This window comes from Photobacterium sp. NCIMB 13483 (genome assembly GCF_003025475.1).
GTDB lineage: Bacteria > Pseudomonadota > Gammaproteobacteria > Enterobacterales > Vibrionaceae > Photobacterium > Photobacterium piscicola.
In genome coordinates this window covers 126880-138961 of sequence record NZ_PYLV01000010.1, presented here as the reverse complement: position 1 = coordinate 138961, position 12082 = coordinate 126880, and the positions used below count along the sequence as shown (strand labels likewise).

General features: G+C 36.6%; 11 protein-coding genes. 7 read left to right on the top strand and 4 right to left on the bottom strand.

What is annotated here, in order from left to right:
* Nucleotides 1-284: 284 nt before the first annotated feature.
* Nucleotides 285-854 (top strand): cytochrome b/b6 domain-containing protein, encoded by a 570-nt coding sequence (locus C9I86_RS10380; protein WP_158258937.1) that lies wholly within the window; start codon nt 285-287, stop codon nt 852-854.
* 93 nt (nt 855-947) lie between these two features.
* On the opposite strand, the gene C9I86_RS10375 is transcribed toward C9I86_RS10380, so the two are convergent.
* Nucleotides 948-1433, bottom strand: a complete 486-nt coding sequence (locus tag C9I86_RS10375) for a DUF6789 family protein (RefSeq protein ID WP_146142629.1) — start codon at nt 1431-1433, stop codon at nt 948-950.
* A gap of 123 nt (nt 1434-1556) precedes the next feature.
* Here C9I86_RS10375 and C9I86_RS10370 point away from each other — a divergent pair, with 123 nt between their 5' ends.
* The gene (locus tag C9I86_RS10370) at nt 1557-2129 is read left to right on the top strand and encodes a dihydrofolate reductase family protein (RefSeq protein ID WP_107276304.1); all 573 of its coding nucleotides are present in this window, start codon (nt 1557-1559) and stop codon (nt 2127-2129) included.
* Between the two features lie 216 nt (nt 2130-2345).
* Nucleotides 2346-2879 (top strand): class I SAM-dependent methyltransferase, encoded by a 534-nt coding sequence (locus tag C9I86_RS10365; RefSeq protein ID WP_107276303.1) that lies wholly within the window; start codon nt 2346-2348, stop codon nt 2877-2879.
* 73 nt (nt 2880-2952) lie between these two features.
* Here the strand turns inward: C9I86_RS10365 and C9I86_RS10360 are convergent, their stop codons facing one another.
* A complete protein-coding gene (locus tag C9I86_RS10360; RefSeq protein ID WP_107276302.1) occupies nt 2953-3924 on the bottom strand; it encodes a nucleoside hydrolase in 972 nt (323 codons plus the stop codon).
* Between the two features lie 209 nt (nt 3925-4133).
* Between C9I86_RS10360 and C9I86_RS10355 the strand changes: the two genes are divergently transcribed.
* Nucleotides 4134-4442 carry an ArsR/SmtB family transcription factor gene (locus tag C9I86_RS10355; RefSeq protein ID WP_369925431.1) on the top strand — a complete coding sequence of 103 codons (309 nt, stop codon included), beginning with the start codon at nt 4134-4136 and terminating at the stop codon, nt 4440-4442.
* Between the two features lie 142 nt (nt 4443-4584).
* The gene (locus C9I86_RS10350; RefSeq protein WP_107276301.1) at nt 4585-5502 is read left to right on the top strand and encodes a permease; all 918 of its coding nucleotides are present in this window, start codon (nt 4585-4587) and stop codon (nt 5500-5502) included.
* Nucleotides 5503-5561: 59 nt separating this feature from the next.
* Here C9I86_RS10350 and C9I86_RS10345 read toward each other — a convergent pair whose 3' ends face one another.
* A complete protein-coding gene (locus tag C9I86_RS10345) occupies nt 5562-8996 on the bottom strand; it encodes a M66 family metalloprotease (RefSeq protein WP_107276300.1) in 3435 nt (1144 codons plus the stop codon).
* Nucleotides 8997-9196: 200 nt separating this feature from the next.
* Here C9I86_RS10345 and C9I86_RS10340 point away from each other — a divergent pair, with 200 nt between their 5' ends.
* Together C9I86_RS10340 and C9I86_RS10335 are read left to right on the top strand one after the other, a co-directional pair.
* On the top strand, nt 9197-10021 hold the full coding sequence (locus tag C9I86_RS10340) for a 5'-methylthioadenosine/S-adenosylhomocysteine nucleosidase (protein WP_107276299.1): 825 nt from the start codon (nt 9197-9199) through the stop codon (nt 10019-10021).
* 183 nt (nt 10022-10204) lie between these two features.
* Nucleotides 10205-10585, top strand: a complete 381-nt coding sequence (locus C9I86_RS10335; RefSeq protein ID WP_107276298.1) for a PH domain-containing protein — start codon at nt 10205-10207, stop codon at nt 10583-10585.
* 87 nt (nt 10586-10672) lie between these two features.
* Here C9I86_RS10335 and C9I86_RS10330 read toward each other — a convergent pair whose 3' ends face one another.
* The gene (locus C9I86_RS10330; RefSeq protein ID WP_107276297.1) at nt 10673-11854 is read right to left on the bottom strand and encodes an amino acid aminotransferase; all 1182 of its coding nucleotides are present in this window, start codon (nt 11852-11854) and stop codon (nt 10673-10675) included.
* Nucleotides 11855-12082 lie beyond the last annotated feature (228 nt).

Genomic DNA, 12082 nt, shown 5'->3' with positions numbered 1-12082 from the left:
TTTATATTCTATATAGATATTTTTGAAAAATAACATTTCTTCTATTTACTTATTCTTTATTTTATTGCCACTGTATTTTACAGCATAATATTTTTCATACATACTCACTAAAAATATTATCAAAAAAAACTAATGTAGACATAAAATATTGATTTTAATCTAAATAAAAAAACAACTTAATATTCAAATTAATGCCTATGCATTTAATAGTGATTAATATTCATTAAACATTCAGAATATCCATGATACTATTGTGGAATAATATTTTATCTTTTGGCCGTTTTATGACTTCACAACTTCACTTTCCAAAACTGCACCGTTTAATACATTGGTTATTAGCATTTTCTATTCTATTTATTTTATTAACTATTGTATTACGCTCAACGTGGATGGACAAAACACATATCGCAACGATCCTTCAATCTGGATTGAAAAGTGATAATATTTCCATATCACAACAACAAGCTATAACAATTGCTAAATCAATCCGCAATGAAATGTTTCAGTGGCACTATATTGTGGGATACTTCATTGGTATCCTAGTGTTTATACGATTATATTACTCTAAAAAAGTGGGTCTATTTATGCCGAACCCATTGAAAAAGAATAGTTTGCATGATCGTCTACAAGGATTGTTATACATTGCTTTCTATTTATTTTTAACAAGTATTGTAATCACAGGTTTAGTCATTCACTTCTTAGGACATGATTTTATTCTATATTCAGCTTGTAAAACATTTCATAAGCTTTCATGGTGGGGCGTTGTAGGATTTATGCTAATCCATATTAGTGGAGTTATTTTTGCGAATGGTCGTGATAATAAAGATACAATTACAAAAATAATTAATGGCTAAAACATACAAAAAACACAACAAAATAATAACAATAAAAAGCTGAGATATTTAATTTCTCAGCTTTTTACTTTTAATAATAAATAACCATCTAACTTATTTATTATCTTTAGGTGTACCAACAACAAGTCCAAGAATAATACCGTAAACCATATGCCCCATTAAAGCGACCATTGACATTGGCACACTATGGAAGAATATACCTTTACCAGCCATTGGCATCACAACAATCATCGCGCCAAGGTAAATAGGTATTAAGAAGACTAAACCACGCAACCAACCAGAACCAGGTAAACGACTATAACCAATTAATAAGTAAGCGATTGGGAATACAATTGTACCTACCACGAAGTGCATCATTAAGCCGACACTATCAGAGGTTCCTAACATATGAGCAATAATCGCAGCAACATTCATTGAATGCCCAATAAGATGTGGTGCAATAAATTTACCCATTAAAGTAAATGCTAATGTACCTAAAAAACCACCGATGAGTGCTTTTACTACATTACTTGTGCTTACGTTTTCTTTAAACATACGATGACCTAAATGCGTTATGGAATATGGTTTTAGGATAGACATTCCTCCTACGGGAAGGTCAACATAATTATGCGATTAAAAGACAGAAAACAGCATTTAATTGTTCAATTCATCAATAATAAACCATGATAGAATCAAAATTCTTACTATTTGAGAGAATAAACCATGAAATGTTCTGTATTTATCGCTACTAGTGTTGATGGATTTATTGCAAGAAAAAATGGCTCAGTCAATTGGTTACAGACTGCAGGTAACAAAAATGCAGATATGAGCGATCAAGCTGATATGGGGTTCAATCAATATCTCGCTTCAGTTGACTGTATAATCATGGGACGTAAATGTATGGAAACTATCTCAAGTATGGATCTACCGCCAGAACAATGGCCTTATGGCAATATTCGAATCATTGTTTTGAGCACAACCATCACCCAAGCTCCCGATAACTTACGTGACAAAGTCGAAATGTATGCTGGTAATATTAAGATTTTAATAACGAAACTAAGTACTGAAGGCTATCAACATGCTTACGTCGATGGTGGAATGACTATTCAAGCGTTTATTAATCAGCAATTAATCAATCATATCACTATTACTCGTGCTCCTATATTACTAGGCAGTGGTATTTCACTGTTCGGTGAAACCCACAAGGATATCGAATTAGAACAAACACAAGCAATTGTTTTTCCGAATAACTTTATTCAAGTAAAATACAGTGTGAACTATAAACAATATGACTAAATACTCAGCAGCTATCATAGTTGCTGAGTCCAAATATAGATCAACAATGGGAAACTATATTTATTATCAAATCACTTATTAGGCTGACTTCACCCATTTAATGTAAACCCTCGTTGATATTTCATTGCCTATTTCACAAAACATCACATTTTTGACCGCTTTCTTCTATTTATAGTGTAACTATGCACTATCTTTTTTTTATGGTGTTTACCTATAGTGATAATTGAATTTTTAAGAAACCCTAAAAATACCGGTTCTGTTATATCAAGCAGTCAATTTTTAGTTCAAGAAATGATTTCACACATATCACCAGAAAATACGATTATTGAGTTGGGTGCAGGCTCTGGTGTTATCACACGTAAACTCGCAGAAATTCAAGCCATTGAGACTATTTATACCTATGAAAATAACGTTATTTTTCACAAATCATTAGTAAAAATTAATAAGACTATCTGTGTATCAGATCTGTTTACAATGAGACAACGCCATCAAAACCAAAAAGTTAAAACCGTTATCTCTAGTATTCCCTTTGTTAATTTTTCAACTGAAACTAAAGCGAAGGCGTTAAATGATATCAGTGCCGTTTTAGAACATGGTGGAAAACTAATTCAATATACTTATCTAAATCGTTGTCCATTTGGTACAGATAATCTTCGCGAAAATAAACTGATGCAAACCAACATGAAAAAAGTATGGCTTAACTTCCCTCCTGCTACAGTTTTTGTTTACGAAAAAAACAATCATTTGTAATATCTCACCTTATAAATTTAAAGGCTATCAATCATAGATAGCCTTTATTATTATACTAATATCCCAACTTATCTTATTGGTTATGAGAATAATCAATAAGGGTCTTTTGATACAAGTCTAACAATTGTGCGGAGTCAACACTAATACCTACCTCTTGAGCGGGCATTGATGACCATTCATCAGTTTGGTATTGCTTTGTATCTAATTTCTGAATTGTCATACCACTTGCAGGCCCTTCACAAACAACACGTACAGCCCCTTTTCGAGTTATAAATAATTCAGGATCAATCACATAAGCAATAGCTGACGGATCATGTACATGACAACCATCAAGCCCTACCTTCTGTGAATAGAAACGTAAATAATAACGACTGATAGTAAAGATGAATTCCCCCATATCAGCAGCATCATGGCGTAATTGGTCAAGATAATAAGCACTAAAGAAACTTTCTTCAGTAACATCAAGTCCAATGATAGTTACAGGCCAAGGCGCACAAAACACAATATCGGCAGCATGAGGATCATCATGAATATTGGCTTCGGCATAAGGAGTGACATTGCCGCGATGATCATTTTCACCAAATGCTCCCCCCATAATCACAACTTGACCAACTAATTGAGCTATTTCTGGTGCTGCTTGTAGGGCTAAAGCAAGATTGGTTAGTGGACCTACAGCCACCAACGTAATTTCATGAGGATGGGCTTTTACAGTATCGATTATATATTGGTAAGCTGGACGTGGATCAGGATGACCAACAAAATCATCAGGCACATGGAAATCGCCTAAGCCTGTAATGCCATGAACAACTTCCGTCGGACCAACAGGACTACGAACCAAAGGTTGACTCGCCCCTTGAGCAATATCTGCCGTCATCTTAAAGCGGTGCTTAAGATACAACGCATTACGAGTACCATTTTCAATAGTTGCATTACCAAAAACAGTAGTAAGTGCAACCAATTCAATATCAGGATGTGCTTCAGCAAATAAAATTGCCATCGCATCGTCAATTCCAGGATCGGTATCTAATATGATTTTTTTGGTCATTATATCTTCTATTAGCTCTATTGATTGATGCTATTACATCTATATAGCAACGATTATGAGTGATTTAAGATAGAATAAATGACTGTTGATATTGTTACTGTGATAATTGTAGATAAATAGCGGCTTCTGTTCGCTTTCTTTTTTTATCAGAATTCGCTATATTTCCACAATAATAGAAATAAAAACCAATATAAAAGGTCAGCTTTACTATGACGTGTCATCAAATAGATACCATCCAAATTGCTAAATCACTTAAAGAATTAGGCCACCCAACCCGTTTAGCCATTTTTAAGCGCGTCATTAAAGCGGGCTATCAAGGCATTGCTGTCGGGGATATTCAACAGCAACTGGCTATTCCAGGCTCAACCCTTTCTCACCACATTTCTAGCCTTGCTTCGGCTGGGTTACTCACCCAACGTCGTGAAGGACGTACACTCTTTTGTGTCGCACAATATGATGCTTTAACCAGTGTCATCAGTTTTTTACAAGATGAATGTTGTATTGACGAACAACGATAGTAACTAAAATCCTAATTTTCAATATCTTAATTATTTTATATTTTTCTTAATGAAAATATTTCCACACTTATAGAAATATAATTTTGACAACACCCTCGTTTACCTTTATATTTCGACAATACTAGAAATATAGAGAATTAATATGTTTACAATAACATCCGAGATGATAACCAATACCTTACAAATGTTTGGTTTTCTTGCCGTTGAACTTACAGTACTATTTCTTGCAATTAGTTACCTCGTTGGCATATTACAGGTGTATATTCCCCCCGCTAAAATTCAATCCATTCTTAGCGGTAAAAATGGTAAAGGCTATTTCATTGCAGGCTTACTTGGTGCTATTACTCCTTTTTGTTCATGTTCAACTATTCCATTTTTAAAAGGATTACTGCGAGCAAAAGCAGGATTTGGCACTATGATGGTATTTTTATTTGCCAGTCCTTTGCTTAATCCCATTATTATTGGTTTATTTGCGGTAACTTTTGGCATAAAAGTCACTGTATTTTATTTTGTAATGGCGATGGGTGTCTCAATTATTGCAGGCTATTTACTGGAAAAATTAGGTTTTGAAAAATACATCAAAGATGAAGCCTATAGCCAGCCAAAACCATCATGCTGTGGATCAAGCTGTAGTTCGATCCCAAAACCAGTAAACAAATGGCTTAAAATTTGGCACTCGACATGGGTTGATTTCAAAAAAGTGTTGCCTTACTTGATTGGCGGTATCGCTTTAGGTTCGATGATTTATGGCTTTATGCCAACAGAATTTGTGGCTAAAGTTGCCAGTGAAAATAACCCATTTGCAATTCCCATTGCAGCCATAATTGGTATTCCACTTTATATTCGTGCAGAAGCCGTTATTCCATTAAGTGCTGCATTAGCTGCAAAAGGCATGGGATTAGGCGCGGTAATGGCCTTGATCATTGGTAGTGCGGGGGCAAGTTTAACCGAGGTTATCTTACTTAAATCAATTTTTAAGAATCAAATGATTATCGCATTCTTAGTAGTAATTCTTGGCATGGCTATCGGTGCTGGATATCTGTATCAATTTATATTTTAACTTATACAACAAATAAAACCCCTCACTTTATTGAGTGAGGGATTTATTTCCATATTTTATTAACGGTAACTATATTGGCCGTGGCCACTAGAAAATGTCCAATGGTTACCATTTGACCATTTAATACCAGGAACTTGAGTACATTGCCCACCAGCATTTACAAAACCAGCACCATAAAAACCACTGCGAGTTACGCTACATAAATTAGCATCACTACCTTCAACCGCTTTTACTCGTTGACCGACTTGCTTGGGATTATTTAAAGACATCCACTCAAATTGATTAACTATTGATAATAACGGTTGCTCACCTTGAGTATCTGCAACTGTTATTTCTGTACCGCCTGTACATTGGAAATCACCGTTACCAAAATCGTCAACGTAACCATGTACTGTTTGCTCGACGCCATTAATCGTTAATGGGAAGCGACAAACATTAGGCCTTTCATTACCCACACTCAACGTTGCTAATGAACTACGATCTCGAGTCGATAATATTGCTGGATTAAAGCCTTCAGTATGTGCAAACCAACCTGCTGGTATTGCTGACTCAAGTGATTTATAACCATACTCTTGACCAATAATTACAGGGCCTTTAAGCTCAGCTACAGCAGGGTTACGTGGTGTAACAACAGTATCGAGCACTGATTCTGTTCCTGACACTGATCCACACTCAATGGTGATACGTGTTGGATGGTTATCCGCTGGTAAATTAACGTGCAACTTATTACTTTCACCGCTGTTATAACGATGACCACTCAATGCTATATGGCTAACATCACCATTTTCGCCTTCAACAATTAATTGGCACTGTTTCTGTGAAGCAAAACTGTATTGTTTAATGCCACCTTGATGATTGGCATATGTCCAATTCGCACCATTGGTATGTTTAACGTTAGCAATCTGCATACATTTATTATTTTCAACAAATCCAGCGCCATCATGTGATGTTCCTGACTTATCTAAGCTACACAATGTCTTCTTGCCTAATTCCGCCGTTGGAATATAGTTTACGTTGCCGACAGCTTCACCTTTAGAGGCTAACAATTGATACTCATTAATGGCAGAAACAGGTACTTCACGCTCATTATTTACCGACCAGAACATATCAGATGACACACGACACATAGATGTTGTTGTATCTTCATAACCCACAAAATTAGCCATTTCACCATTCTTGTTGGTATAACTAAACTGGCATAACGGTAGCCATTCGTTATCTATTTTAATTGTTTGCCATTCTGTTTCATTTCGATCGGCATCGCTAAGATCCATCGCAGCAACCCAACCTTCACGTTGAGGTATAACTACCGTTGGCGCAGGTAAATCAAACAAATTACCGTAATTTGAATAGATTAATGGATAAATCTGACTCGGATTATTTTCAGTTGGATCATAAATACCTAGTACAGTGATCACAGGAACCCCTTGCTGCTCAGCCGCGGCAAAACCTGTCTCTGATTCTACATAATGCTGGCTAATTTGATCCCATTTAACGTAACCCGTGCGACTGTTAGTATCCATATTATTAGAACGATTAAACCAATCTTGAGTAACTCGAGCAGCTATTGGGTGCTCTAAAGTATAGTGACTAATCAAACCTGTTAATGTATTTTCGCCACCACCCATCGCTTCACGCATAAAACGGAATTCATTAGCAAATGGTGGCACACTTTCACCACTATGCTCATTAGTCATTGTTATCGCAGCATCCGACCAATGAAGGTTACCAATGAAACGTTGATAACGCGCATCCCAACCCCAACCTGATTCCATATCATGAATAGACGCATTTTGAGGATGATGACCACGACCAAAGTTATGTCCAAGTTCATGTGACCACTCGTTACCACGGGTAGAACTTAACGTGACAATCCCCCCGCCACCGCTACCACCATGTTCCACTACTGTTGAAGTCACGATGCCATCTTTGTCTTTAGCTAAATAACGGCCACGGTTATTATGTGCTGTTATATGACTAAATGGTCGCGCCCAATGAGAATTGCTCCCTGCCGTATCTGTTATACCAAAATTGGCATTATTAATACCTATCGATACTAAATTCTTACCAATAGCTTCACGCATATCACCGCCATGCCATCCGGGTGTTTCATATTCGCTAGCTTTGGTATAAACCTTACCATTAGGCATTGTTATTTTACGTAAATATAATGGGGTATAATCAGCCACCACCATTTTAGATACGGGAATTTTCTGGAAATAATCAGTAGCCAACTGTTCCATATTATTAATCATGTCATATTGATTACGAGGCTCAACAAGCATACCGATATCAATATTTTGAATAACCAGTTCTGGTGCTCCACCAAAGACAAACATATCTTGACTCAGTTCACCTTCACGATTGCGATTATCACTAAAACGTAGCGCTAACCCCGGTTTCATCCATTCCCAACTTAATGGTAAATTCCATGCGTGATGAGAGAACATCACTTTACTTTTGCCATTATCAAGTTGATCAGTATCAGGTATTGCACTTGGTGGGTGCATTAAGAAACGGCCCATATTCACGCCATCTAACTCAACATCAACCCATAGCTGATTAACATTTCTTGATTTAGGTGTAACAAGCAATAAACTCTCACGATTCATCACTAAATTAGGGTGATTAAGTTCATCATTACCATAAGGTGCAACACTGGTATGTGTTTGTGCCAACGCTATATTTGCTTGTAAATTACCCACTAAATGATTAATCGCGTTACGGCTATCGTTATAACTTAAACGTGATGGTAATGTATTAAAAGAAAGAGTTTTTTCATCACATCCAAGTTGATTACATTCAATAAGTTTTACATCATATTGCGTTTCAGGTTCAAGATCAGCAATATAAAATCCAGACTGCTTTGCTGAGTAATTGTAAGTAATTGAAGATTCGCCTGGTTTACTAGAGGTTAATTGAATTTTATAGTCATGACTTGTCGCACTATCATTCCAGACAAGTTCAACCCCAACATCAGAGACAGAGTCAACGTTAAAATCTGAAATAGTTGGCATTGCTAAATCGCCACAATCTGACGTAACCATACGTTGTACTAATTCTGATTCCCAGATATAGCTACCATCATCACGTTGCGAGCCACGAGCTGCTGGAATATATTCAACATAACATCCAGTATCTTCAGGTGTCATTACACCGAATTCACGGTGCAATAAATAAAATCCGCCGTTATAAGCAACATATTCCCACTCAGGACCAATAAAAGGGAAAGCTGTGCTGTATTCACCATGAGCATCATTTAATGGAAATATTGGCGAATTTTCATGATTAAGCCAATATTCTTTGCCTTTATATTGCAAATATTGTCGGCCATTACGTTCAATAACATTGTTAGGTTGTTGAGCCAATTCCTGCATTTTATTGAGTGTTTCAAAGGTACTCGTCGCGATATCTGTCAACGAGTTATCTGTCGCCAACACACTCGCGCTGAACAAACTTCCACTAATAAGCAAAGATAATAACTTAATTTTCATTCCATCATTCCCATGGTCTATGGTAGAGCGTTATTTCGCTACTAATAAAATATATTACACCTTCCATGATCACAAGTTATTTTTATACAAATCATAAAGAAATATTATTAATAAGAATATCAAAAAAACATTGACGCAAACGTTTGCCTTATCTACATTGCACGCTGAAATTACTTTTATCTCTTTCTATAGGAAAATTAATGTCATTACTAAAACGTGGTCTGCTACTTTGTTGCTTCATTCTTTCACCAATGAGCATTGCTGCTACACCAGCATCTGGCCCAATATTAATTCAGGGGGCAATGGATATAGAAACCACAACCCTTATTGCCGCCTTAAAAGAAAAGTCTGAAATCACGGTTGGTTCATGGACATTTTGGCAAGGAACCATTAATGATTATCCTATTGTTGTTTCGAGAACAGAAGTCGGCATTGCCAATGCTGCCGCAGCAACAACACTTGCAATTGAGCGTTTTAAGCCTGCTTTGATCATCAACCAAGGTACTGCTGGCGGGCATGATCCACAATTACAACGTGGTGATATTGTTATAGGAAAAACCAGCTTCAATATGGGTGCATATAAATCAGAATTTACCGAAAAAGGTAAAGGTATTGCACCGACAAAATGGCAGAATTTTAGCGTTACGATGCGTTTACGCGAACAAGGTAAGCTGGTTGAACATAATACTTTTACTGCTGATAAAGGTTTACTGCATATCGCGACAACCATGGCGAACAGCTACACGAAAGGCAAAGTTGTAACTGGTATCATTGGTACAGCAGATGAATGGAACCGCGAAGTTGATCGTATTAATTGGCTTCATAAAACATACAATACGTCAGTTGAAGAAATGGAAACATCATCAGCCGCATTAGTGGCTCAAGCTTATAGCATACCTTTTATTGGTATTCGTATCTTATCTAATACTGATCTGCACAACCAAGATTTTGCCCCTCAAACTGCGGTTGATTGTCAGCAATTTGTGCTTGATTACACTAAAAAAATCATCATGATGCGTAATTAAATAACAAAAAATAGCTAGGATGATATCAGCACCCTTGCCTATTTAAACAACAGATTAGTTAGTGCACGTTGATGCACATAATAAACTGGAGGCTCAAATCGTGACTAGTATAAAAAACGCAATTCGATTACACTCTAAAGATATAAATTAGTGCTTATTTTGTTATTTTAAAAGGAATCATTCATGGGATTTTTTAATGCTATCTTAGGTAATGCTGGCGAGATGGATCTTGAAGAGGCAACTGAAGAATTATCAACGATTCTTGGTCAAGATGAGCACATCGAATTAGCTTATAAACTTATTCGCGACATGATTATTTTAACAGATCGCCGTTTAATATTGATTGATAAGCAAGGAATGACAGGCCGAAAAGTGGAATACCGCTCAGTGCCTTATAAGTCAATCACTATGTATACAATTGAAAGTACAGGCCATTTCGATCTAGATGCAGAATTAAAATTATGGATTTCAGGCCAACATGATCCAATTAGCTTAGAGTTTAATGGCAAAACTAATATCTATACAATGCAGGGACAATTAGCCGCTAAGATCGCGGGGAAATAAATCCTACCGCATAAAACGAAGAGGCACACTATGAGTGCCTCTTGTTATATTTAGCCTATTATTTTATTTAACAACATAAGAATAACGTTACTGAGAAACCGTCATTAATGCTGTCGCTAAAGCATCTATTTGTTGTTCTTGCAATCCTGCAACATTAATACGACCATCACCTACCGCATAAATAGCAAATTCATCACGCAGACGCATAATTTTCGCAGGCGATAAACCTGTCATTGAAAACATACCTTTATGATCAGCAATAAAACTAAATTGATCACAGCCTTTAGCAGCTAATGTTTGAACTAAATTTTGACGTAATCCGATAATGCGTTGTTGCATCATAATCAATTCTTGTTTCCATACTGCAGTTAACACACTAGATGTTAAAATATCAGCCACTAATGCTGCACCGTGATCCGGCGGCATAGTGTAACTAGCTCGCGCTAATGTTAAAATTCGACCTTTAGCTTTTTGCGCATTTGATAACGTATCACCCACTAATAGCGCAGCACCAGTACGCTCGCGATATAAGCCAAAGTTCTTAGAACATGAAGTGGCGATCATCATTTCTTCAATGTTATCTGCCATGAATTTCAAGCCTGCGCCATCTTTTTCAAGACCGTCACCGAAGCCAAGATAGGCCATATCAACAAAAGGCATAAAACCATTGTTATTGGCTAATGCGGTGATCGCTTGCCAAGCTTCGAAATTAATATCTGCACCCGTTGGGTTATGGCAACAACCATGTAGTAATACCACATCATTCGCCCCTGCTTGTGCTAGTGCTGATAGCATTGCATCGGTATTTACTTGTTTAGTATCACGATCAAAATAAGGATAATATTTCACTTTTAGCCCAGCAGCTTCCATTACAGGTCGATGGTTAACGTAACTTAAATCAGTTAACCACACGGTAGTATTCTCATTGGCTACGTGCATCAGATCTGCCAGCATGCGTAATGCTCCACTACCACCAGGGGTTTGAACACCCGCAGTACGACTATGAGCCGAAGTGTCAGCTAATAAAAGATCAATCATGCATTGATTAAAAACTTCACTCCCCGCAAGACCAACATATGATTTTGTCGTTTGAGTTTGAAGTAAGCGTTGTTCTGCTTGAGAAATCGCGGCCATAATAGGCGTTTGGCCTTGATTATTACGATAAACACCAATACCCAGATCCATTTTATGATCACGCTGATCAACATTATAAATTAGCGATAATGACAATATGGGATCGGGTTGTGCGGGAGAAAGTTGTGAAAACATTAAGCAAATTCCGTTTATAGAGGCATGAATTTAAATTAGCATTTCAATTTCAAGCCGTCATTAGAAAAATGATAATTCTCACTTTATTTAAAAATAACAATCCATATAAGAATGATACATTATTAAGGGTTTGACTATAGAGTTTGAGTATAATGACTCAACCATTTGATATTCAGAAATCATTTAAACATTAATATTTTTAATGTAATGGCGACGAACGTCCTTAAA

Coding starts and splice junctions, on each gene's coding strand:
- C9I86_RS10355 (WP_369925431.1), top strand. CDS start 4,134: ATGACGTGTCATCAAATAGATACCATCCAAATTGCTAAATCACTTAAA.
- C9I86_RS10335 (WP_107276298.1), top strand. CDS start 10,205: ATGGGATTTTTTAATGCTATCTTAGGTAATGCTGGCGAGATGGATCTT.
- C9I86_RS10370 (WP_107276304.1), top strand. CDS start 1,557: ATGAAATGTTCTGTATTTATCGCTACTAGTGTTGATGGATTTATTGCA.
- C9I86_RS10380 (WP_158258937.1), top strand. CDS start 285: ATGACTTCACAACTTCACTTTCCAAAACTGCACCGTTTAATACATTGG.
- C9I86_RS10375 (WP_146142629.1), bottom strand. CDS start 1,433: ATGTCTATCCTAAAACCATATTCCATAACGCATTTAGGTCATCGTATG.
- C9I86_RS10345 (WP_107276300.1), bottom strand. CDS start 8,996: ATGAAAATTAAGTTATTATCTTTGCTTATTAGTGGAAGTTTGTTCAGC.
- C9I86_RS10340 (WP_107276299.1), top strand. CDS start 9,197: ATGTCATTACTAAAACGTGGTCTGCTACTTTGTTGCTTCATTCTTTCA.
- C9I86_RS10350 (WP_107276301.1), top strand. CDS start 4,585: ATGTTTACAATAACATCCGAGATGATAACCAATACCTTACAAATGTTT.
- C9I86_RS10330 (WP_107276297.1), bottom strand. CDS start 11,854: ATGTTTTCACAACTTTCTCCCGCACAACCCGATCCCATATTGTCATTA.
- C9I86_RS10360 (WP_107276302.1), bottom strand. CDS start 3,924: ATGACCAAAAAAATCATATTAGATACCGATCCTGGAATTGACGATGCG.